This is a genomic window from Phenylobacterium sp., assembly GCF_035539035.1.
In the GTDB taxonomy this organism is placed as follows: domain Bacteria; phylum Pseudomonadota; class Alphaproteobacteria; order Caulobacterales; family Caulobacteraceae; genus Phenylobacterium.
In genome coordinates, this window is record NZ_DATLJI010000009.1 from 32,871 (window position 1) to 54,351 (window position 21,481).

The 21,481-nt window shown below is 73.5% G+C and carries 17 protein-coding genes; 4 read left to right on the plus strand and 13 right to left on the minus strand.

Translation table 11 applies throughout. From position 1 onward, the window contains the following. Nucleotides 1-14: 14 nt before the first annotated feature. The gene (locus tag VM685_RS02965; protein ID WP_325458624.1) at nt 15-1,694 is read right to left on the minus strand and encodes a hypothetical protein; all 1,680 of its coding nucleotides are present in this window, start codon (nt 1,692-1,694) and stop codon (nt 15-17) included. Between the two features lie 266 nt (nt 1,695-1,960). On the opposite strand from VM685_RS02965, the gene VM685_RS02970 reads away from it, so the two are divergent. Beyond that, the gene (locus VM685_RS02970; protein WP_325458625.1) at nt 1,961-2,170 is read left to right on the plus strand and encodes a hypothetical protein; all 210 of its coding nucleotides are present in this window, start codon (nt 1,961-1,963) and stop codon (nt 2,168-2,170) included. A 222-nt stretch (nt 2,171-2,392) separates the two neighbouring features. On the opposite strand, the gene VM685_RS02975 is transcribed toward VM685_RS02970, so the two are convergent. Beyond that, entirely contained in the window at nt 2,393-2,836 is a 444-nt protein-coding gene (locus VM685_RS02975; protein ID WP_325458626.1) for a MarR family winged helix-turn-helix transcriptional regulator, read from the minus strand. A 2,097-nt stretch (nt 2,837-4,933) separates the two neighbouring features. Between VM685_RS02975 and VM685_RS02980 the strand changes: the two genes are divergently transcribed. Then, nucleotides 4,934-7,345: an ATP-binding protein gene (locus VM685_RS02980; RefSeq protein WP_325458627.1), complete on the plus strand. Its 2,412-nt coding sequence runs from the start codon at nt 4,934-4,936 to the stop codon at nt 7,343-7,345. A gap of 360 nt (nt 7,346-7,705) precedes the next feature. On the opposite strand, the gene VM685_RS02985 is transcribed toward VM685_RS02980, so the two are convergent. Then, nucleotides 7,706-7,954 (minus strand): hypothetical protein, encoded by a 249-nt coding sequence (locus tag VM685_RS02985; RefSeq protein ID WP_325458628.1) that lies wholly within the window; start codon nt 7,952-7,954, stop codon nt 7,706-7,708. 470 nt (nt 7,955-8,424) lie between these two features. Between VM685_RS02985 and VM685_RS02990 the strand changes: the two genes are divergently transcribed. Next, nucleotides 8,425-9,435 (plus strand): helix-turn-helix domain-containing protein, encoded by a 1,011-nt coding sequence (locus VM685_RS02990; protein WP_325458629.1) that lies wholly within the window; start codon nt 8,425-8,427, stop codon nt 9,433-9,435. Here the strand turns inward: VM685_RS02990 and VM685_RS02995 are convergent. Together VM685_RS02995 and VM685_RS03000 are read right to left on the minus strand one after the other, a co-directional pair. Continuing rightward, nucleotides 9,432-11,063 carry a tannase/feruloyl esterase family alpha/beta hydrolase gene (locus tag VM685_RS02995; protein ID WP_325458630.1) on the minus strand — a complete coding sequence of 544 codons (1,632 nt, stop codon included), beginning with the start codon at nt 11,061-11,063 and terminating at the stop codon, nt 9,432-9,434. The genes VM685_RS02990 and VM685_RS02995 overlap by 4 nt on opposite strands. Beyond that, nucleotides 11,063-13,264: a TonB-dependent receptor gene (locus VM685_RS03000; RefSeq protein WP_325458631.1), complete on the minus strand. Its 2,202-nt coding sequence runs from the start codon at nt 13,262-13,264 to the stop codon at nt 11,063-11,065. Before VM685_RS03000 ends, VM685_RS02995 begins: the two co-directional genes overlap by 1 nt. A gap of 700 nt (nt 13,265-13,964) precedes the next feature. On the opposite strand from VM685_RS03000, the gene VM685_RS03005 reads away from it, so the two are divergent. Then, nucleotides 13,965-14,147 carry a hypothetical protein gene (locus tag VM685_RS03005; protein WP_325458632.1) on the plus strand — a complete coding sequence of 61 codons (183 nt, stop codon included), beginning with the start codon at nt 13,965-13,967 and terminating at the stop codon, nt 14,145-14,147. A 1-nt stretch (nt 14,148) separates the two neighbouring features. On the opposite strand, the gene VM685_RS03010 is transcribed toward VM685_RS03005, so the two are convergent. From VM685_RS03010 to VM685_RS03045, 8 genes are read right to left on the minus strand one after another with little or no spacing between them, the layout of a single operon-like run. Continuing rightward, nucleotides 14,149-15,171, minus strand: coding sequence for a TrbI/VirB10 family protein (locus VM685_RS03010; RefSeq protein ID WP_325458633.1), 1,023 nt, complete (start codon nt 15,169-15,171; stop codon nt 14,149-14,151). Beyond that, a complete protein-coding gene (gene trbG, locus VM685_RS03015; RefSeq protein ID WP_325458634.1) occupies nt 15,168-15,914 on the minus strand; it encodes a P-type conjugative transfer protein TrbG in 747 nt (248 codons plus the stop codon). The genes VM685_RS03010 and trbG overlap by 4 nt, the downstream gene beginning before the upstream one ends. Next, nucleotides 15,914-16,600, minus strand: coding sequence for a conjugal transfer protein TrbF (gene trbF / locus VM685_RS03020; RefSeq protein WP_325458635.1), 687 nt, complete (start codon nt 16,598-16,600; stop codon nt 15,914-15,916). Before trbF ends, trbG begins: the two co-directional genes overlap by 1 nt. After that, nucleotides 16,597-17,832 (minus strand): P-type conjugative transfer protein TrbL, encoded by a 1,236-nt coding sequence (trbL, locus tag VM685_RS03025; RefSeq protein WP_325458636.1) that lies wholly within the window; start codon nt 17,830-17,832, stop codon nt 16,597-16,599. Before trbL ends, trbF begins: the two co-directional genes overlap by 4 nt. Next, nucleotides 17,829-18,494, minus strand: coding sequence for a P-type conjugative transfer protein TrbJ (trbJ, locus tag VM685_RS03030; protein WP_325458637.1), 666 nt, complete (start codon nt 18,492-18,494; stop codon nt 17,829-17,831). Before trbJ ends, trbL begins: the two co-directional genes overlap by 4 nt. Then, nucleotides 18,491-20,932, minus strand: a complete 2,442-nt coding sequence (gene trbE / locus VM685_RS03035) for a conjugal transfer protein TrbE (protein ID WP_325458638.1) — start codon at nt 20,930-20,932, stop codon at nt 18,491-18,493. Before trbE ends, trbJ begins: the two co-directional genes overlap by 4 nt. 1 nt (nt 20,933) lies before the next feature. Further along, complete coding sequence (locus tag VM685_RS03040; RefSeq protein ID WP_325458639.1) at nt 20,934-21,188, minus strand: VirB3 family type IV secretion system protein; 255 nt, start codon at nt 21,186-21,188, stop codon at nt 20,934-20,936. Next, nucleotides 21,188-21,481 (minus strand): TrbC/VirB2 family protein, encoded by a 294-nt coding sequence (locus VM685_RS03045; protein ID WP_325458661.1) that lies wholly within the window; start codon nt 21,479-21,481, stop codon nt 21,188-21,190. The genes VM685_RS03040 and VM685_RS03045 overlap by 1 nt, the downstream gene beginning before the upstream one ends.

A 21,481-nucleotide genomic window follows, 5' to 3' on the forward strand; every position in this document is an offset into this window, starting at 1 on the left:
CGAGCCGGCGCACGTCAGACGCCGGGCCTGCACGCGCTGAGGCAGAGCACCACACGCTGGCCCTCGGTCCTGGAGTCCAGGGTCGCGAAGCTTGGATCGCTGGCGAGCGCCATGGCGAGCGCCTGGTCGATCGGTTCCGCGCCCTTGTAGGACACCGTCAGCTCCACCTCGGTGGAGCTCGCCGTGCGCTGGACGCTGCTTTCCACGCCGGGCAGCGAGGCCACGGCCTGGCTGAACCGGGCGCGGACGGGCAGCGGGATGAAGCTCCCCGTCAGGCGCAGGACGAGCTCGCGTCCGTACATGCCCCGCTGCTTCCAGTAGGTCTGCACCTGGCTTCCGATCTCCGGCCCGACGGCCATGGCGAGCTTGCGCGCCACGTCGTCCGCGCAGGCGTCCGTGTTGATGCCCGAGCCGTAGGCGGACATGGTCTCACCGGCGATGGATTCCCCATCCACGGTGGAATAGGCCTTCACGGTCACCACGCCGCTGCAGGCGTACTGGCCCGTGGCGGCGTTGATCCCCGAGTCCACGATCACTGAGGTTCCGGCCATGAAGAAGTCCGCGGCCTGGTCCTTGCGCGCGTAGCTCACATAGCGGGCGAGCTCGCCCGAGCTGGTCATCTTCTCGAGCGTCAGGGGCTGGTTCTGGAAGTAGCGGCTCCGGAAGACATCGTTGTCCAGCACGCGCAGATCATAGCCCCGCAGCTGGCCAAGCAGCGCCGCGTAGGTGCGATTCAGGTTCTCCGGCGCGGTGGCCTGCGGCTGATACTTCACCAGCTTGCGGTAGCTCAGGTCGTCGTGAACCTCCGCCTGGACATCGGTCCTGGAGAAGCTGGACGAACCGCTCGACTGGGCTGACGCGCTCGATGCCGAGGCGCTGCCCCGCACGGACGAAGCGCTGTTGCTCGAGCCCGAGAACTGGCCGCTGGACTTCGCATTCACGCTGCCCGACTGCCGGGCCGAGAACTGCGCCTGCTGCGCGGCGCTCAGCGACGCGGCGCCGCCCTGCCCCGAGGTCGAGGCCGCCATGTTCGCCGAGCCGCTGCCGGAGGCCTGGGCGGCGCCCTTCGCCTTGAGGCTCTCGCTGTAGCGGCCGCTGGCGCTGCTCGACTCGGAGCTGCGCGCGTCGATCGTGGAGGCGCTGCGCGAAGCCTGGGCGCTGGCCGAGCGCGAGGAGGCGCCTTGCGAGGACCGGTCCGAGAAGCTCGCGCCCTTGCGGGTGCTGAACTCGACCAGCTCCTCCACCGGAGCCTTAAGGTCCCGCGGCGTGGTGCGGTACTCGTCCATGACCGCCAGCAGGGAGTAGCTCCGCGCGGTCGAGGTGTTGAGCGCCACGCCCTGGTCCGACAGGAGCTCCCTGAACGCCCGGTCGTCCAGCGACAGGGTCAGCGAGACCTCGAACTGGCCGGCGATGTTCTGGGCGGAAGAGTCGGCGATGGTCTCGTCCCCCACCTGCTCGACGATGCTGTCGATCCGCGCGGCGACAGCCGGGTTGGCGGTCGTCCCTGCGCCCAGGACCTTCTCGATCGCCGCGATCACCGCCTTGCGCTTGGCTGCCCGTGTCGCGAGCGCCCGCACGGTCTGCGGATTGCCCTTGGCGGCCGCCGCGCCCGTGCCCCGAACCGTGAATTCCGCAGCCCCGGCCGGGCTGGCCGCGAGGCAGCACGCCGCCAGCAGCGCGATCTTCAGCTTCATCTTGCCCCCCTTGCCGCGGATCGTCCGGCCACGGCTGAACGCGCCCCATTCTGGGCCAAAAGGTTGCGTTATCCTGAACACCGACCTGCGATCCGAACGCTGAGCCTTCCCCGCCACTCCCGCCTCCCGGCCGACGGGTCATGGAATTGCGAGCCGCCGGAGCCTCAGCGACGCGCCGGCTGACAGGCTGTGGGGACCGCGAGAGGGGCGGAAGCTCAACGACGGATCGGGCTTGCGTCCCGGGGACTTAGGGCTAGGACCCAGGCATGAAGAAGGCCTCGGAATACCGGCAGCACGCCCGCCAATGCCGCACCCTCGCTGCGAGCCTGGACGGCGAGGCTCGGGCGCAGCTGCTGGAGATGGCGGCGACCTGGGATCGGATGGCCGACGACCGCGCACGCCTGGTCCGCAATCATCCGGACCTGGGTCTGGAGGGCGAGGCGGAGGAAGAGGGCGAAAGCCCTCCTGACTCATGAGACGCTCACGGGCGGCGCCACGGGGGCCAGCCTCGGGCTCGCGCAGCCGCCACATCGGCTCGCGGAAGCGCCGCCGGCGGCCACCGCGGACGAAGAGTTCCCACGGCCGCGGCCGACTTGCGCCTGCGCGCGGCGAGCCGCCCGCGCGGACGCGCCTTGCGCCCGGAGAGCTCGTATGGGGGGCCCACCCGACGGCTGGCCAGACCTCGGATGCAATACTGCCTATTCGGAGCTGAGCTTCTCCAGTTGCTCCAGCAGGGCCGCGAAGGAGGGCGCAATGAGCCTCAGTTCCCGCAGGTTCTTCGTCGATAGCGCCTCGAGCACGCCCTCGCCCTTAGGAGTGAGGGAGATCAGGACCCGGCGACGGTCCTCGGGATCGGCCCTCCGCTCCGTGTACCCCCCTCTTTCGAGACGACTCACCAGCTCCACCGCGCTGTGATGCCTGAGCAGCAGCTCCGCGGCGAGATCGCCGACCGACATCGGGCGGCTCAGCGAATACGCCTTGATGGCCAGGAGCGCCTGGTGCTGCTGCGTGGTAAGGCCGACGGAGCGCGCGCCGGCCTCCGTGAAGGCGAGGTAACGGCGGACCGCATAGCGGAACGACGCCAGCGCCTCATAATCGGCGGTGGCCACGGCGGGCTTGACCTTTCGGCGCGACGACGGCATCCGCCCCTCCTCTCAGGTGCAGCCCGATAGATCAACACGCGCCCGCGCTGCATGGGCTGCGGAATCGCCGGCCGCCAAGAGTCCGCCATTCCCTGTCTGCGTGTGACCGCGTGGGTGCCGGTCATCTGCCGGGCCGAGCCCCTCGGCGTGGGCAGGACAGCCGTCGTCTCGTCGTCGATCCGGACGAGCTTTGCAACGCCGGGGGCTTATGAGGTCTGGGTGGACGGCTTCGCCCCTGAGCGCGGCGCCGAGCCGACCGGTGGCGGCGGTATAGCCCTCTCCGAAGGGTTCGACCCGCGCACGGCCGACGAACCTATCGCACGTTGGGCGCCCACAACAGGGAACGCGTGCTGCACGGGCCTCTCCGCGCCTAGGCGCCGTCGCCGAACGCCGGGGCGGTCCCGGCCCGCACGGTGGTGCGGGAATCCGGCGCCAGACCAAGGCGGCGGCCGAAGCTGCCGTACCGGCCGAGCCCGAGTTCGGCGGTTGGCGGTGTAGCCGGCCTGGCCCAGGTTCACGCCCGAGGCGCTGCGCTCGAGGTCAAGCGCGGCGTTGTAGGCGCCCACCCCTCGCCCGCTCTGCGCTGATACGAGAGGCGGCTGGCGTCGAACACACGGTCGGGGACGAGCCGCCGGCTGGACCGGGCGCGGACCGCATGGTGACGCCGCGCACGGAGGCCACGAGAATCGCGGCCGCGGCAGGCGGGGCCAGGACGGCGGCGCGTCGCGGTGCGGAGCCGCCCGCGCGGGGGTCTGCACCGCCGTCCGCCGGCCGCGAGAGGGGCGGCCGGCGCGGGCTCCGGAGGCGGCCGGGGCGTCCCGAGGAACGACGCCAGGCCCGCCCAGCCACTGAGCACCTTGGCCGTCGCACTTCAAGTCCCGTCGTCCCTGGCGCAGGGAAACTGGTGCGACATCGGCCGGAGCCGGGGCGGGCGATGGCCTGGCGCTCAGGGCGCCTGCATGTCGCCCCCGGGTCACCGCCAAGGCCGCCGTCGCAAGCGCCCAGGCCGCCGAGGCGATCGAGCCGGATGAACAGGCGCTGGACATCGGCCGCGTTCTCCTCGACCAGGGCGGTGGCCTCCGCCCGGACGAGCCCCCCGCGAGCGCGACCAACTCCGCGAGCCGTGCGCCGGCAGAGGCCGGCTCGTTCGGCCGCCCCGGCCCGGCGGCGCAAGGCCTCCGGCGCGACGTTGAGGTGTGCGGCCACGACCGAGATCGGGACCGGCCGGCGCCCCTCGTCGGGCGCCGGCACCGCCGTCTCCAGGAGCAGATTCTGGGTGTTGGCCCGCGCCGCTTCCAGAATGAAAAGTCCGGTGGGCGGGTCCGGAGCCCAGCGCATGACGCCCTCGATGAAGCGCGGAAGGTGCTCGTGCAGCAGGCGATTGACCACCCGAACAGGCGTTTCGGTGCGGGCGGGGCCGGGCCGAGCAGGTCCCGGGCAGCTCGGCGCATGATGTTGGGGGCCCGGAGCGGCGACTGCAGCGCTGCCGTGAAGTCCGGGACGTTGCGCCCCAGAGCCTCATGCGCGCCCCAGCCGTGGAGCGGAATCGCCCCGGCCTGTTCGGTTGAGCGGTGTCGTTCCAATAGGCCACGCCATGTCGGGGCGAGAACCCAGCGCCTCGTCCAGCGCCGCCGCGAGATCGCTCCGCCCCGCGCGTTCGAACCGCGGGCAGTTCGCGATCCTCTTCGTAGATCCGCTCCCCGGCGCTGCTGGCGTGCGATCGCAGGAGGGCTCTGCCGCAGACCGGGCCGCGGGGTCGGCCCTCTCACGCACCTCGAAATCCGGCGCATCGCCAGACGCGAACAACAGAAACCGCCTGCTCTCGAGGCGCCTCCCTGCTCCTGAGGCGCCCAGCACGCGCCCCTTCGCGGCGCGAGCGGGGAACGGTCTCTGAGGCAGGCGGCGCCGTGGCCGGACTCGCGGGTGCGAGGCCGCCCCCCCCCCGCGCCCCCAGGCCGTCGCGACAGCCTCCAGCGCCTCCGGTGGCTCCGGCCGGCTTAATGGGCTGGTCAGGCTTGCTAGCGCAGACTCCAGCCGTGTTTGGGGGGTAGGATTGTGTTGACGGCTGCGAGTAAGAACAGAGACTTAACCCAGCTGGTGCTGGTGGGCGGCGCGGTCTTCGGCCTCGCCTACATCTGCCTGGCGGCGCCCCGCGGGCTTGACCGTGTCGCGCCAATCTGGCTCCCGAACGCCCTGCTCCTGGCGCTTTTGCGGCTCTCGCCCGTGCGCCGATGGGGCGCGCTCTCGGCGATCGCTTGGGTCGGGAACGCTATCGCCAACCTTGCGGCGGGCGACCCGGCGCCCCTCGGGCTCGGCCTGGCGCTCTGCAATGTCCTGGAAGTGCTCGGCGCGGCGGCCGCGCTTCGGAGGCCAAGGGGGTCTTCGCTCGACATCATGCGCGTGCGGGACGGGCTTCGCTACGCCGCCGTCACCGTCGCGGCGGCGGGGGCCGGTGCGGCGCTGGCCGCCCTCATGCTTCACATCGCGGGCGCCCCCCCTCGCTTCGCGGGCGCCATGACGTGGGCGATCGCCGACTTCGCAGGCCTGTTCATCGTCGCGCCCTGCCTGGTCGTGCTCCTGAGCGCCTCCGAGCCGCTCCGACGCCTGAAGGAGCGGCCGCTGTGGCCCTTCGCGCTCCTGCTGGCGGCGACGCTCCTGGCGTTCCTTCAGAACCAGTTCGCGCTCGCCTATCTCGTGCTGGGGGCGCTGCTGCTCGTCACCTGGCTCACCGGCTTAATTGGTGCGGCTGTCGGGATTCTGCTTACCCTTGGACTGGCCGCCGGGGCGACGATGGCGGGCCTTGGGCCCTTCGCCATGGGCGGCGGTTCCGTCGTGAAGCAGGTCGTCCTGCTGCAGCTCTTCCTGGGGGTCTGCTTCAGCCTCAGCCTGCCCGTGGCGGTCCAACGCCGCCGCGCCCGCAGGCTCGCAGATGCGCTGGCGCAGGCGCTGGAGGTCTCGCGGGACGCTGAAGAGCGCTACCGCCTCATCGCAGACAGATCCCACGACATCATCGTCCGGGCTGATTGCGACGGCACGTTGCTCTATGTCTCACCCGCCTGCCGCACCTATGGTTACGAGCCGGAAGACCTCATCGGGCGGCACGCGGACGAGTTCCTACATCCAGATGACGTCGCCCACCACAACGAGAACATGCGCCTGCTGTTCGCCGGACAGATCCCGCCCGCCAGCGAGCGCCAGCACCGGTTCCGCAGCCACAACGGGGCCTACGGGTGGCTCGAGGGCAATCCAGTGCTCATCCCCGGGCGCGACGGGCGGCCCGTCGAGATCCTGAACGTGTTCCGCGATGTCTCCGAGCACAAGGCGCTCGAGGCGGCGCTGTCGCACGCTCGCGAGGAAGCCGAGGCCGCGGCCCAGGCGAAGTCCGAGTTCCTCGCCAACATGAGTCACGAGCTGCGCACGCCGCTCACGAGTGTAATCGGCTTCACCCGGCTGGCGCTGGAGCGACCCGCCCTGGACGACCTGTCCCGGACCTATGTCCAGCGGGTCAACGACGCCAGCCAGGCCTTGTTGAGCACCGTCAACGACATCCTCGACTTCTCGAAGCTCGAGGCCGGCCAGGTGACGTTCCATCCGCGGCCGACGCCGCTGCTTGCCCTGCTGCGCGCGTCCCTGTCGCTCTTCGAGCCGCAGGCGACGGCGAAGTCGATCAGCCTCGGGCTCGAGACGGACATCAACGGCGAGCTGATGCTGCTGGCCGATCCCGACAGGCTCCGTCAGGTGCTGCTCAACCTGCTGGGCAACGCCGTCAAGTTCACGGCGGCGGGCGGCGTCACCCTGCGGGCCGGATATGCCGCCGGCGCCGGGGTCCTGCGGGTAGAGGTGGTCGACACCGGTCCCGGCATAAGCGAGGAGGACCGCGCCCGCCTGTTCCGCCGCTTCAGCCAGATCGACGGTTCGCTGGCCCGAAGCCATGGCGGCACGGGACTCGGACTGGCCATCTGCAAGGGGATCGTCGAGGCGCTGGGAGGCCACATCTCGGTTCGCAGCCGCCTGGGTCAGGGCAGCGCCTTCTGCTTCGAGGTCCCGCTGGACCAGGCCGCTGCGCCAGCCGAAGGGCCGGAGGCGGCGCGGCCCTCGATCGCCGCCGGCCTGCGCGTGCTTGTCGTCGACGACCACGCGATCAACCGGGAGCTCGTCGGACTATTGCTCGCGGGGGTCGCCGCGCAGGTGAGCGACGCAGGCGGCGGAGAAGAGGCGATCGAGATGGCGGAGTTGTGGCCTTACGACGTCATTCTGATGGACCTGCGCATGCCGGGCCTCGATGGGGAAACCGCGCTGCGACGGATCCGGGCCTCGCTTGGCCCCAACGCCCGCACGCCGGTCCTGGCATTCACCGCCGACGCCACGCCGGAGCTCGAAGCCCGGCTGTTTGACCGGGGGTTCCAGGGGATGGTCGGCAAGCCGGTCGCCCCCGATGCGCTCCTCAGCGCCATCGCACGGGCGTGCCCCGAGCACGAGGAGACGGCGGACTCGCGCCAGGTCGGCTGACCGACCCGGGTCGCCCGCGAAGCCTCCCACCGGAGCGTCCGCCTTCGCCGGGGTGGAGCGGCCGTGAGCCGGTGCGGCCGCCGCCCCGCCGCTCCCCCGCCGAGCCACCGCCACCGCTCTGGAGGCGTGGTGATTGACAACTCGACGATTCGGCAGCGCCATCAGGCGAAATGGACCTCCCGTCCGGGCAGAGATGCGCCCGCAGATGAAGGCTCGAACAGGATGAGCACGTCCGGCAGCAACATCCTGCGGTTTCCCGGCGCTCGGCTCGGGACGCCCCGGGCGTCCGGGGCCGGGCCGGCCAAGCCGCCGGCAGACCTCTTCCCCTTCCCGCAGGCAGGCGGCGATCCCACGCCGCCCTCAGCCCAGTTCACGGCTCTCGTCGAGGCGATCTGCGCCAGCGCCGAAGGGCCAGGGGGCGCGGGCGGGCCCGGACGCCCGGGACTGCTCCAGGACCTCGGTGAGCGCTGGGGCGGCGACGAGGCGCTCCGCCGCAGGCTCGCCGAGGCCGTCCGCGTCGTGCTCGCGCGTGCCGCCGGAGACGCGGCGTCCCGCCCCCGCTGACCGGTCCCGGTCCGCCGGTCCGCGCAGGACGCGGCCGGCGCTCATCACGGGTGTCCGCGCCGCGCGCCGCAGAGGACGCCGGAACCTGCGCGCCTCTCGGGGCGGGGCGCCCGGCGAAACTCACGCAAACCTCTGCTGCCGGTTGACGGCCACCCCGGGCGCCGTCGGACCTGGGCTGCGTGCCGCGCCACGGGGATTTTCGCGGCGCTGTGGTCGAGCTTATGCGGCCGCGTCCTCCTGTTCGCAGGCGGTTACGGGCTTGTGGCGTCCTCGGCCCCGTCGGCCTTTCAGCCGGGCCTCATCCCCCAGCCCCCCTTGGCCAGCGGCGTCGTCGCCCGGCCGCGAGGGGCGGGCGTAAGGGGCGCCTCCTCGCCTCATGTGCGTCTGCGTGAGCCTCGCCTGTCGTCTTCGCCGACCGTTCAGCTTTCGCGGCGGCCGGAAGCCGAAGCCAAGGCGGCTCGCGATCGCATTGACGCACAGCGCCACATTATGTCCTGTGGCCCGCAGAGGCCCGAATGACGATCCCCATCGACTGGGTGCAGAAGCGCTTTCAGGCGCAGGGCGGAGGGCTCTTCGAAGAGCTTCTTCGCCGGACAGGCGTCGCCCGCGACGCCACCGCCCTGACCCGGTCGGAAAACACGCTGCTGATGCTGCACAGCATCGTGGTGCTCCGCGACGAGGGCCATGAGCTCGGCAGCCGGCGCCTGCCGCCCGGCTTCGCGTCGGTAGGCCTGCGGGTCATGGGGAGCGGCCGCACCCTGGGGGCCGGGCTCGCGGCGCTCGCCCGGTACTTCGCCGTGGCGGACGCCACCTTTGACCTGGATCTGCGCATCGACGGAGACCAGGCGGAGGTCTCGCTGCGCGCCTCTGGTCCCGACCGAGCCCAGGCCGCCCTGCTGGAGGACATCTGGCTGGCGCCGCTCAACGCCTTCATCGCGTGGCATATCCGCGACCGCACGCCCGTCACCGCCATGACCACGGCGCGTCAGGACCACCCCAGCCTGGGCGGCCGACACTACTGGGACCGGGCGACGGTCGCCGCGCACGACCGGACGGCGTTGCGCCTGCCCACCGCGAGCCTTGCGCTGGAACGACGCGCCAGGGCCTTCGAGGAGCCGCTCTGGGACGCGCTGCGCTTTTCGCTATGCGGCGAGCGTGACGCCGCCAGTCTGCCGGACGGCCGCGCCATCGACGCACAAACCACCCGGCAAGCGTTCATGGCCCTGCCGCATCTCGGCGCGCGCCAAGCCCGCCGCCAAGTGCGCGAGGCCACCGGCGCCAGCTTTCGCGACCTCCGGGCCGAGGCGATCGTAAGCCGGGCGCGAGCGATGCTCTGCGAGACGGACCGCCCCGTGGCCGACATCGCCGCCGAGCTGGGTTACGCCGAGGAGCGCAGCTTCCGCCGCTTCCTGCGCAGGCGCACCGGCTTGTCGCCTACCGCCATCCGGGCCGCGGGCGCGGCCGGCGTGCGGCTGTCGGCGGTGCATCGCCAGATCCACGAATTGACCCGCATTATGGACACCTAGCGAGCGACGTCGGGGGCCGGCGTGGCGCAGGTGAAGCTCTCGGCGTTGCGCGGATCGCCTGCACCTCGGTACCGGACCCACGCCGGGTAGGCGCATAGCGGGCGCTCGCCCCGCGCTGCGCGCGAGCCGTCGGTGAGGCTCAGGCCATCCGGCGCCGTCCCGCCTTCCCGCCAGGTGTCCAGGGCCAGCAGGGGGTCCCAGACCGGTTCGAAGGCGCTGAGACCGCCCGGCCCGTGCCCATAGCCGGGGATGGTGTAGAGCCGGGCCGAACGCGCAAGCGCCGGGCCGCCATTCGCGGACTGGAGCCGCCGCCAGTAGTCGTAGGTGGACCAGGGGCTGACGACCGCGTCGGCCAGGCCATGGACGACGATCAGCTTGCCGCCCCGCGCCATAAACGCCGACAGGTTGGCCGGCCGGACGTCGAGGCTCGAGGCGGCCGCCGCCAGCGCGCCGGCCAGGGCGCCGGGCGTGGTCGGATTGACCTCCAGGGCATTCAACGAAGGATCGCGGGTCGCCACGAAGCGGAGGAACCCGTCCCAGAACCAGCCGATGATTGGCATGTCCGGGATGGGAGGCGAGACCGGCGCCGCCTGGCCAAGTTGCTGGGCCCCACGCAGATCGGCGCCCTGCAGAACCGGCCAACCCGGATAGGCCGTCTCGCCGGTCCGCCGATAGCTGAACCGAACCGGCGTCGCGTAACGCCGCAGCGCGGAGAGCTGTGGCGCTGTCAGGCACGGCGTCGTTGCTTCGGCGGAGCCGCAGGTAATCGGCGCCACGTCCGCCCGGCAGGCCGCCGGGTTGGAGATCAAGTGGTCGGTCAAGCCGTCCAGGGCGTCGCACTGCGCCATCACCGTCTGGAACAGCAGCGCCTGCAGCTCCGGCCCGACGTAGGCGCCGGGCGCGGCGAACCCGCGCATGACGTGACCGAACGCGAGGGCCGCCGTGCCGCCATTCCAGAACGGATAGAGCGCGATCGCGCCGTCGAAGTCCTCCGGCCAATGCGAGACCGCCAGCAGCGCCTCTCTGCCGCCGTTCGAGCCGCCAGCAAAATAGACCCGGGTTGCGGCGCGGCCGTAGTAGTCCTGCATCAGGACGCCGGCGAGATCACGCGTCTTCTTCACGGCGTCGCCCGCGTAGTTTCGGAAAGCCTCTCCGTTCAGCGCGAACTCGGCGTCGACCGCCGGGCTCGGTGCAGCGGGGCTGGCCGCCTGATGGCCGCTGTCGCTGCCGAACACGGCATAGCCCCGGTAGACGGGCGGCGGGACCTTCTCGGGTGGCATGTTGAACAGCGGCCCATCGGTCACCGGGGTCACGCCGTCGAAGCCGCCGCCGCCCATCATCAGCGCCTTGCCGCCCCAGGCCGTCGGCAGGGTCATCGACACCCCAATCACGGGCGCCAGGGCGTCCACGGGGCGAATCGCCGCCTCCACCCTGCAATAGCCGCCGCCGCCCGGCGGGGTCGCGAAGGTCGTCGAGACCACATGCGCCCCGCGAGTCGGCAGATTCATGGCCGTTGCCGGCACCTCCCGGCCCTGCAGGGCCGCGCAGGCCGCTGGACCGGGCGCCTCCGCCCTCGCCGCCGTAGCGGCCGTCAACGCCAGCACGGCGGCCACGATCCCGATGCGCATCAGAAGCGCGCCTTGAGCTCCGCGCCAACCTGGCGCGGAGACCCGAACGAGCCGTCGCGGCTCCCAAACCCATCCACCGCCAGCATGGACGTCCAATAGCCCTTGTTGAACAGGTTCGTGGCGAACACGCGCACGCTGTAGGTGTCGTCGGGCGCGTCCCAGATGACGTTGGCGTCGACGACCGCGAAGGCCGACTGGCTCTCCGCCGGATCGTTGAACTCCCGGAAGTACAGCTTGGACCGATAGGCCACGTCGCCGCGAATCGTCAGCTGCCCCCAATCCTGCGGGCCAGTCATGTACTGGGCGCCCAGGGCGCCGGAATACTTGGGCGCGTTCGGCAGGCGGTTGCCGCGCACGTTCTGGGAGCCCAGCGCGGGGGCCAGGGAGTCGACGCTGACGAAGTCGAGGAACTTGGCGTCCAGGATGGAGGCGTTGGCGTTGAAACTCCAGTGCTCCACGGGCGCCCAGTTGGCCTCGACCTCCAGGCCCTTCAGGCGCGCGGCCGCCGCATTGGTGATGCGGCCGGCGATGCCGACGACCTGGGTAAGCTGGAAGTCGGTGTAGTCGTACAAGAAGGCCGACGCGTTCAGGCGCAGGGTGCGGGCCAGCAGTTCGCTCTTGAAGCCGGTCTCGTACGACTTGATGTACTCGGGCGCGAACGCATTATTGCACCCGGAGTTGTTCACCCCCCCGGCCTTGAAGCCCTTCGCGACCGTCGCGAAGGTGTTGAAGGTGTCGCTGACCTCGTACTGCGCGCCGGCCCGATAGGTGACGCCGTCGTAGGTCAGGTCATCCACCTGTCGGGGGCAGGTGTTCAGCGTGGTGGCCCCGGTCACGAGGCTGCCGATGTAGTTGCGGTGTACCACATCGATGTCGTCCCGGGAGTAGCGCAGGCCGCCGATCAGCTTCAGGCGCTCGGTAACCTTAAGGGTCGCGTCGGCGAAGGCCGCACGCGAGAGGGTCTTGTTCTCCGGCATGTCCTGCACGAGGAACGAATTCCGCGGCAGCGGCGCGAAGCCCAGCGGAAAGGCGTAGAAGGTCACGATCGAGAGCTTGTCGCGGGCATAGTAGGCGCCGGCCACCCAGTCCAGGGGCCCCGTCGCGCCACCCAGGTTGAACTCCTGGGAGAAGGTCGTCGCATGCTCGTCCGCATGGGACTCCACGATCGCCAGGTCCACCCCGTCGCGGTCCATGTCGAACTGGTTATCGTAGCGCTGGAACGCGGTGATGGACTTCACCTGCAGCGCCTCGCCCTGCCACGCGAGAGTATTGCTGATCTGCTCGATGTTGCGCGCGCTGCCGGTGACGCCGAGAGCGCTCGTCCGCAGCTTCTTGGTCGGAATGATCGCCGCGGCGATGAACGGGTTGAGCGCCAGGCCGGTGGCGTTGGGGGCGGTGGACGGCACATAGTAGTCCGCCGCCCCGCTGGCGCGGATCGCGCTGAAGGCCAGGTCGTTTGTCAGGCCCGGCGCGAGGTCGAGGCTCACCCGCAGGCGCGCGGCGGTGGTGGAGAGCGTATCGAGGTCCGGTCCACGGGCGATGTTCTTGACGAAGCCGTTGCTGCGCCTGTTGCGGTCGATGACCAGGCGAGCGCGGACACGGTCGCCAACCGGCGAGTTCAGCACTGCCTGGAGGTGGTGCTCGTCATAAGTCGCATAGCTGGCCAGCACCTGGCCGCCCAACTGGGCCTTCGGCGCCACGCTGACGAAATTGATAGCGCCGGCGTTGGCGTTTCGGCCGTAGAGCGTGCCTTGCGGCCCGCGGAGAAGCTCGACCCGATCGAGGTCGGATTGGGCCAGCACCATGCTCGGGCTTCGCGGCTGGTAGACCCCGTCGATGTTCACCGCGACGGAGGGTGCGCCCGTGGTTGTCGAGCGGCCGACGCCGCGGATCGCGATCTGCGTTGTGCCCAGGCTCCGGCCGAAGGTGACGTTCGGGACGGCGAACTGCAGGGTCGAGACGTCGTCGATCCCGCGGTTGGCCAGCGTCGCGCCCGTCAGCGCCGTGATCGCGGCGGGAACGTCCTGCACCGACTCGGAGCGACGCTGCGCCGTGACGACGAGTTCCTCCAGCTGCCCGCCATCGCTGCTTCCGGGCGGACCCCCTGCGACCTGGGCCATGGCCACGCCTGAGAGGGCCGTGCTGCCGATCAGAACGGCGAGGCCGGTCACCATGCGATGGCGGCGATGCGAAGGCGTCATCTGGAAGTCCCCCCTTAGGTCTCTTGCTTGCGAGGGACATGCCGCGGAACGGGCCGCGCGAGGAGGTCCGGTTCGGACCTGCGGGGGGGCCGTTTCGGCGCTTCCGCAGTGTCCGCGCCTGCGACGGGTGGCGCGAGCCGCCCTGGGTTCGATGGGATGGCGTCCAACGCCGGCCGCGAGCGCCGCAAGAAGGGCCCCGGACGAACGTCGGCGCATGCCCGGCGTTCTGCCGTAGGTCCGCAGCGGCAGAGGCGTCTGAGGGCGAGGACTCCGCTGGAGCTCCATAGATCGCGAGAGGACCTCGCCGGGGTCTCCACGGGGTGCACACCGCCCCGCCCGGAGGGACCGGCGTAGCCCGCCAGGCCCCGGCTCATGGCGGCGCGTCGCAGGGGCGCGAGGCGCTGCGGCGAACGAGGTCGCCGCCAGGGCCGTCGACGATCGCTCGCGCCCGCATCCGCTTGCACCTGTGGTCGGTTCCCAGTCGCGGACGGCCCGACATCGAACGGGCGAAAGGCGCCGGGCCGACCGGCGTCCGCTCGCGGGAACACCGGGTCGTCTGGCGGGTTGCGGTACGGCGGTGGCGCGGGAGGCGACCTCTGCGCCCGTGCCGACCGGGAGGGTCGCGCGTGGACAGGGCGGCCGCGGCGCCCGACGGGAACGGCGGCTTGGCGCGCGCCCTCGGGCGCCCCATCATCCGCCGATGACCGACCGCTACCGGATTCGCCCCGACCGGGAGGGCTTCACCGTCTACGACCTGTGGACGGGCGAGGCCGCCGTCATCGCCATGGCCCCGCAGACCGGCCTCAGCCGCGAGGACGCCGACCACACCGCCGCCCTCCTCAACCTGCGCGCCAGGCGCGGCGAGCGCGCCGTCTTCCAGTAGCTCAGCCCCCGGGCCAGGCCTCGATCGCCAGGTCGCGGGGCAGCAGCACCCGCAGCGGATGGCCCGGCTCCAGGGCGATGCGCGGGCCGGCGTCCAGGGTCCGGCCCACCACCTGCCCGCCCACCTGGCCGCCGACGTCGGCCACCCCGCCGCGCAGGGCCCGCCAGGCCGCCGCGTCGCTGTCCCGCACCGCCAGCTCGCCGGCCGTCGCCAGGCCCAGCGCCACCAGGGTCCCGGCGGCCATCTCCCGCCACCTGTGGTCGACGCGGCCCGCCAGACCGGCGGCCCCGTCGGCGTCCAGCGCGGGGGCGCCGCCCAGCTCCACGGAGCGGCCGTCGGGCAGGACCAGCCGGCTCCAGGTCACCCGCAGGCGCCCCTGCCCCCAGGCCGCGGGGCGCGCGTACTCGCCCAGCAGCCGGCTGCCCTGGGGGATGAGCAGGCGCCGTCCCGTGGCGCTGTCGTAGGCGTTCTCCGTCACCTGGGCCGTCGCCGGCCCCGGCAGGTCCGAGCGCACCGCCGTCGTCAGCGCCGCCCGGATCGTCTCCCCCGCCGCCAGCACAAAGGTCGGGGCCGCCGGCGCAGCCGCGGCCGGCCCCGACCCTTCGCGCCCAACGGCCGGCGAGGTCCGCGACCCGCCCGACGTCCCCGCCACGAACAGCCCGCTGGCCCGCGCCCGGTCGCCCTCCGCCTTCGCGGCCTCGACGGCCGGGATCATGGGGCCGGGGGTCCCCGGCGCGACCAGCGCCGGCGGCTCCGGCGGCGCCACGGACGGCAGCCGCAGGTAGTCGCGCGGCAGGGCCAGCAGCCGCTCGGGCGGCGGGGGCGTCGGCGGCGCCGGCTGTTCCGCGACGGCCGGCTCGCGGCGGGCGGTGAGCGCCCAGCCGGTGACCGCCGCCAGCGCCGCGGCCGAGATCGCCGCGGTGAACAGGACGGCGCGCCGGGAGAGCCGCACGGCCTGCGGCGCCGGGCCGCGCAGCCGCAGCCGCCGGGCGAGCGCCCGCTCCTCGTCGCGGGCGCCGCTCACGGGCGCGGATCCCGCACCAGGCGCACCCGGGCGGCGCGCCGGCCGGTCCCGAGCCGCAGCTCGGCGGCCGGGAAGACGCCCTCGACGATCATCCGCGTCCCGCGGACCCGGACGCGGGCCGCCTCGAGGCCGCCGTCGGCCGAGGCCACCAGGAGCGGCGGCAGGCCGCCCTTGGCGAGGGCGGGCGGGAAGTCGACATAGGTGCGGCGGCCGTCGTCGAAGACCCTGAGCGGCCGGAACGGCGCCCGGCCCTCGATCCGCCACCCGAAGTGCAGGTCCGCCGGGTCCGGGGCGGCGTCCGCGGCCGCGGGCGGAGCCGCCGGGGCCGGCGTCCCGCGCACCGCCACCAACTCGCCCTCCGGATAGCGCCAGGTCACCGAGGCCGCCCAGTCGGACGCCGTGGAGCGGAGCTCCAGGTGGTAGGTGCGCCGGTCGGTCTGGACCACCAGGTTGGTGGCGAGGCCGGACGCGGTGGGCTTGACCAGCACATGCACCCGCCGCCCCGGGCCCGCGCCGCTCTCGGCCTGGCCGATGATCCAGCGGGCGGTGTCGCCGGCCGCCACCGGCCCGGTCCCGGAGAGCTGCTCCCCGGGCTCAAGGGCGATGTCGGTGACCCGGCCGGGCGCGGTCGTGACCACGTCCAGCCGGGCCGGCGAGAAGGGCAGGACGAGGGGCGGCAGGGGCCCGGCGGCGGCGGGGCCGGCCAGGGCGCAGAGCGCGCCTGCGAGGCGGAGGACGGACATCAGGAGAGTTCCCTGGACCAGTCGAGGTGGGTGACGAAGACGCCTAGGGGGTTGCGGCGCAGGGCGTCGGGATCGCGGGGCGGCCGGAGCGCCACGCCGAGGATGGCGCTCCAGCGCTCGGCGCCGGCGAGCGCCCCGTCCACGTAGCGGCGCTCCACCCACTCCACGCGGAAGCTGTCGGGGGAGGCGCGCACCACGCTGGCCACCTCCACGCTGACCTGCTCGCGCCCCAGCCGCCCGAACGGGTCGGACCGGTGGGCGTGGTCGTTGAGGGCGAGCGCGGCCACGCCTGCGGCGTGGTCGTACGCGCGCAGCCAGTTCTCGCGGAGCACGACGGGATCGGCCGGCAGGGCGCGCACGTCGCGCACGAACTGCGCCAGCTGGGCCGCCACCTGGGCGTCGCCCGGCCGCCAGCCGGCCTCGGCGGGCCCCACCGCCCTCACCTCGCCCAGCCGGTCCACCTCCACCACCCACGGCGTCACCGTCCCCTTCCCGGCGGTCCACACCAGGGCCGCCCCGCTGCCGCCCGCCAGGGCCAGGGCTCCGAAGGCCATCAGCCGCCAGTTGCGGGCCTGGACCCGGGCCGAGCCGATCCGCTCGTCCCAGGCCTGGCCGGCCCGCTGGTAGGGGGTCTCGGGCTCCGGCGCGCGGCCGTAGCGGGCGGACGCCCGTCGGAAGGGGATCATGGGGACTCCTCTCTCAGGGGTACGGCGGCGCCGCCGCCGGAGCTGTCGCCGGCGCGCAGCGCGTGGGCCGCCGCCCCGACGCCGGCCGACACGGCCTGGGCGGCCCGCAGCCGCCGGGCCCAGGCGGGCGCCTCCGACGCCTCGGAGCTGGCCGGGCCGCCGCCGCCGGGCGCATCGCCCGAAGGACCGGAAATACCGGAAGCCCCGGAAGCAGCGGAAGGACCAGAAGGCCCCGAAGACGGGGCGCGCGGACCGCCCGCAGGCGGACCGCCCCCCGCCCCGGGCGGGCCCGGCCGGAAGGCCGGCGCCCCGCTCCGCAGGCCCCGCGCCGAGGCGAGCGCCCCGGCCGCCGAGCGGACGCCGGCCGCGCCGGCCACCGCCAGGCCGCCGGTCATGAGCGCGGTCCCCACGGCGGCGCCGGCGCCCAGCTGGGGCGCGCCGGAGACCAGGCCGGTGGCGATCCCGGGACCGAAGATCCCCAGGCCGAGCAGGGAGAGCGCCCCGAGCGCCACGGCGAGCGCCTCCTCGAGCGTCGGCTGCTCGCCGGCGAAGTCCGCCACGAAGCCGTCGAACAGGGTCGAGCCGACGCCGACCACCACGGCCAGGACGAGGACCTTCACGCCGGAGGCCACCACGTTGCCGAGCACCCGCTCGGCGAGGAAGGCGGTGCGGCCGAACAGGCCGAAGGGCACGAGGACGAAGCCCGCGAGCGTCGTCAGCTTGAATTCCAGCAGGGTCACGAAGAGCTGCACGGCCAGCACGAAGAAGGCGACCAGCACCACCAGCACGCAGGCCAGCAGCACGGCCAGCTGGACCAGGTTCTCGAACACCTGCGGGAAGCCGGCCAGCTCGCCGGCGGCGGCCAGCAGCGGCCGCACGGCGTCCACGCCCGCGGAGGCGATCCGCCCGGGCCGCAGGAGGTCGGCGGCGGTGAGCGCCGAGCCGGCGGCCTTGAGCCCCAGGCCCGCGAAGCTGTCGAAGACGATCTGCGCCAGGCGCTGGAAGTCGCCGATCAGGAAGGCGAAGGCGCCCACATAGAGGGTCTTCTTGACCAGCCGGGCGAGGATCTCCTCCCCGGGGCTCCAGGCCCAGAACAGGGCCGCCAGCGTCACGTCGAGGGCCACCAGCAGCCGGGCGAGCGAGGCCACGTCGCCGCGCACCAGGCCGAAGCCTGAGTCGATGTAGCGGCTGAACACCGCCAGGAACTGGTCGATGACCCCGGGATCGGTCACGGCAGGGGCTGTCCGAGGAAGCGGGCGAGCCGCGCCCGGGCGTCGGCCGCCGCCGCGGCCGCCCTCGCCCGCTCCAGGGCCTCGGCCTGGCCCTGGGCGGCCAGGAGCGCGGTGAGGTCGGAAAGCTGCTTGGATTGCACCGCCAGCAGCTGGTTGCCGGCCTGGGCCGCCTGCAGGGCGCCGCCGGCCCCCTCGCTGGCGCGCGCCAGGGCGGAGGCCTGGGCGTTGGTGGCCGAGAGGCCCGCCACGACGCCGGCCTGCACCTCCAGGGTGCGGCGCAGGGACTCGACCGCCGTCTTCCAGCGGGTCTCGGCCGCCTCCGCCATCGCCCGCCCGGAGGCGTCGGTCACCCGGTCCGGGTACTGCGCCGCCAGCTGGGCGCGCAGGGCGCCGGCCTCCTGCGCCAGCCGGCCGGCCCGGGTCAGCAGGCCGTTGACCCGGGCGAGGTCGCCATCCAGGACGCCGGCCGCCTTCAGGTCCAGGGCCGCGAGGTTGCGCGCCTCGTTCTGCAGGCTGGCCAGCTGGTGCTGCACCTGCTCCAGCGCCCGGGCCGCCTGCAGCAGGTTCTGGGCGTGGTTGGCGGGGTCGTAGACGGCGAGCTGCGCCCCGGCCGGGGTTCCGGCCAGGGCCGCGGCCAGCGCCAGCCCGACGAGCCGCCTCACGACCGCGGCTCCATCAGCGGCGCCACCGCCCGCGCCGCGGGATCCGCGGCGACCAGCTCGGCGGCCCAGGGCAGGCCGCGCCGGCGCAGCCAGGCGGCGGCGAAGCCGTCGGGGCCGGCCTCGCCGAGGACCTCGTCGATGGCCGCCTGGTCGGCGCGGCCCGAGGCGGCGCAGACGGCGAGCGCCAGGCGCCCGAGCTCCAGGTCGAACAGCCGCGCCCCCTCCGGCGACTGCAGGTAGTAGTCGCGCCGGGGCTGGGCGCGGGCGAGGATCTCCAGCTGGCGCTCGCCCAGGCCGAAGCTCCGGTAGAGGGCGGCGATCCCCGGCTCCAGGGCGCGGGGGTTGGGCAGGAAGAGCCGGGTCGGGCAGCCCTCCACCAGTGCCGGGGCCACCGGGCTGTCCGCCAGGTCGGCCAGGGACTGGGTGGCGAACACCACCGAAGCGTTCTTCTTGCGCAGGGTCTTCAGCCATTCGCGCAGGCGGGGCGCGAAGACCGCGTCGGACAGCGCCAGCCAGCCCTCGTCCACCAGCACGAGCGTGGGCCGGCCCGAGAGCCGCCCCTCCACCCGATGGAACAGGTAGTCGAGCACGGCCGGCGCCGCCCCCTGCCCCATCAGGCCCTCGGTCTCGAAGGCCTGGACCTCGGCCTCGCCCAGCCGCTCCGCGTCGGCGTCCAGCAGCCGGCCGAACGGACCGCCGAGCACATAGGGCGCCAGCGCCTGCCGCAGCGCCTGCGACGGCAGGAGGGCGCAAAGCCCGGTGAGGGTCCGCTCGCCCCGGGGCGCCGAGGCCAGGCTGCCCAGGGCCGACCACAGGTGCTCGCGCAGCTCCGGCGTCGAGGGGGCGCCGGCGCGGGCCAGCAGCCGGCCCAGCCATTCGGCGGCCCAGGCCCGCTCGGCCGGTTCGTCGATGCGGGCCAGGGGCTGCAGGGCGACCCCGCCCGCGGGGCCCAGGTCCACGAAGCTCCCGCCCATGCCGAGGACGGCGGCGCGGATCGAGCCGCCGTAGTCGAAGGCGAAGACCTGGGCGCCCGGATAGCGCCGGAACTGCAGGGCCATGACCGCCAGCAGCACGCTCTTGCCGGCCCCCGTCGGCCCGACCACGAGGGCGTGGCCCACGTCGCCGACGTGCAGGGCCAGCCGGAACGGCGTGGAGCCCTCCGTGCGCGCCTGCAGCAGGGGCGGTCCCGCCAGGTGGGCGTCCGCCTCCGGCCCGGCCCAGGCGGCCGACAGCGGCAGGATGTGGGCGAGGTTCAGGGTGGAGATGGGCGGCTGGCGGACGTTGGCGTAGGCCTGGCCCGGCAGGGAGCCCAGCCAGGCCTCCACGGCGTTGAGGGTCTCGATCCGGCAGACGAGGTCGCGGCCGCGCACCAGCTTCTCGGCCTGGCGGATGCGGACGTCGGCCATGGCGGGCGACGGGTCCCAGACCACGAGCACGGCCGTCACATAGGCGTGGCCCACGGCGTCGGCGCCGAGGTCCTGCAGGGCTGCGTCCGCGTCGGCCGCCTTGTTCTCGGCGTCGGTGTCCACCAGGGGCGCGGGCTCGCCGGTCAGCGCCTCGCGCAGGATCGCGGCCACCGACTTGCGCTTGGAGAACCACTGGCGGCGGATGCGCCCCGCCAGCCGGGCGGCGTCGGCCCGGTCCAGGGTGATGGCCCGGGTCATCCAGCGGCAGGGGAAGGCCAGGCGGTTGAGGTCGTCGAGCAGGCCGGGCCAGGTCTCCACCGGGAAGCCGGTGACGGTGAGCACCCGAAGCGCCGCCCCGCCCAGGCGCGGCTCCAGCCCGCCGACCAGGGGGGCGGACGCCAGCAGGGCGTCCAGGTGCATGGGCGTCTCGGGGACCGCCACTCGCCCGGCGTCCGGGGCCACACAGGCGTGCAGGTAGGCCAGGGTCAAGGCGTCGCCCAGCCAGGCGAGCTCGGCCATGTGCGGCTCCAGCTGCGCCAGCATCCGGTCGGTCCGGTCCATGAATCCCGCCAGCTCCGCGCGCCAGTCGGTCTCCTGCGCCTCCCGCCCCTCCAGGAACCAGCGGCCCAGCCTGCCGGCCCGGTCCGCGGGCGGCAGCCACAGGACGGTGAGGAAGTAGCGGCTCTCGAAGTGGGCGCCCTCGGCCTCGAAGCCCGCCCGGCGCTCCTCGTCCGCCAGCCGCGACAGCGGGTCGGGGAAGGCGCCTTGCGGATAGGCCAGGGCCGGCCGGCGCTGCGCCTCCACGAAGACCGCCCAGCCGGAGCCCAGGCCGCGCAGCACGGCGTTGGCGCGGGCCGCGGCGGCGGCGAGCTCCGCGGGGGTGGCGCTGTCGAGGTCGGCGCCCCGGAAGCGGGCGGTGCGCTGGAAGGCGCCGTCCTTGTTCAGCACCACGCCGGGCGCCACGAGCGCCGCCCAGGGTAGGTAGTCGGAGAGCCGCGCGCCGCCGCGGCGGTACTCGGCGAGGTCCAGCATCTCAGGCCTCCAGCCAGGCGGGCAGGCGCAGGTGGCGGCGGACCACCTCCAGGACCTGCGGGTCGCCGCGCGCCGCCCACATGCCGCCCAGGTGCCCCACCGCAAAGACCACGAACCCCGCCAGCCAGGCCCGCAGGCCGAGGCCCACGGCGGCGGCCAGGGTGCCGTTCAGGATGGCCAGGCCCCGCGGCGCCCCCGCCAGAAGGATCGGCTCGTAGAGGGCCCGGTGGACCGGCGCGCGGAAGGCCTCGTCCATCAGACGAGCGCCCCGCCGCCGAACGAGAAGAAGGAGAGGAAGAAGCTGGAGGCCGCGAAGGCGATCGACAGGCCGAAAACGATCTGGATCAGCCGCCGGAACCCGCCGCCGCTGTCCCCGAAGGCCAGCGTCAGGCCGGTGACGATGATGATGATCACCGCCACGATCTTGGCCACCGGCCCCTCCACCGACTCCAGGATCCGCTGCAGGGGCTCCTCCCAGGGCATGGACGAGCCGGCCGCCAGCGCCGGACCCGCGGAAGCAAGGCCGGCGACCAGCGCCAGTCCGGCCAT

Coding starts and splice junctions, on each gene's coding strand:
- VM685_RS03040 (WP_325458639.1), bottom strand. CDS start 21,188: ATGGACGAGGCCTTCCGCGCGCCGGTCCACCGGGCCCTCTACGAGCCG.
- VM685_RS03045 (WP_325458661.1), bottom strand. CDS start 21,481: ATGGCCGGACTGGCGCTGGTCGCCGGCCTTGCTTCCGCGGGTCCGGCG.
- trbF (WP_325458635.1), bottom strand. CDS start 16,600: ATGATCCCCTTCCGACGGGCGTCCGCCCGCTACGGCCGCGCGCCGGAG.
- VM685_RS02990 (WP_325458629.1), top strand. CDS start 8,425: ATGACGATCCCCATCGACTGGGTGCAGAAGCGCTTTCAGGCGCAGGGC.
- VM685_RS02965 (WP_325458624.1), bottom strand. CDS start 1,694: ATGAAGCTGAAGATCGCGCTGCTGGCGGCGTGCTGCCTCGCGGCCAGC.
- VM685_RS02995 (WP_325458630.1), bottom strand. CDS start 11,063: ATGCGCATCGGGATCGTGGCCGCCGTGCTGGCGTTGACGGCCGCTACG.
- VM685_RS02985 (WP_325458628.1), bottom strand. CDS start 7,954: ATGAGCGCCGGCCGCGTCCTGCGCGGACCGGCGGACCGGGACCGGTCA.
- trbE (WP_325458638.1), bottom strand. CDS start 20,932: ATGCTGGACCTCGCCGAGTACCGCCGCGGCGGCGCGCGGCTCTCCGAC.
- VM685_RS02975 (WP_325458626.1), bottom strand. CDS start 2,836: ATGCCGTCGTCGCGCCGAAAGGTCAAGCCCGCCGTGGCCACCGCCGAT.
- VM685_RS03000 (WP_325458631.1), bottom strand. CDS start 13,264: ATGACGCCTTCGCATCGCCGCCATCGCATGGTGACCGGCCTCGCCGTT.
- VM685_RS02970 (WP_325458625.1), top strand. CDS start 1,961: ATGAAGAAGGCCTCGGAATACCGGCAGCACGCCCGCCAATGCCGCACC.
- VM685_RS03005 (WP_325458632.1), top strand. CDS start 13,965: ATGACCGACCGCTACCGGATTCGCCCCGACCGGGAGGGCTTCACCGTC.
- trbG (WP_325458634.1), bottom strand. CDS start 15,914: ATGTCCGTCCTCCGCCTCGCAGGCGCGCTCTGCGCCCTGGCCGGCCCC.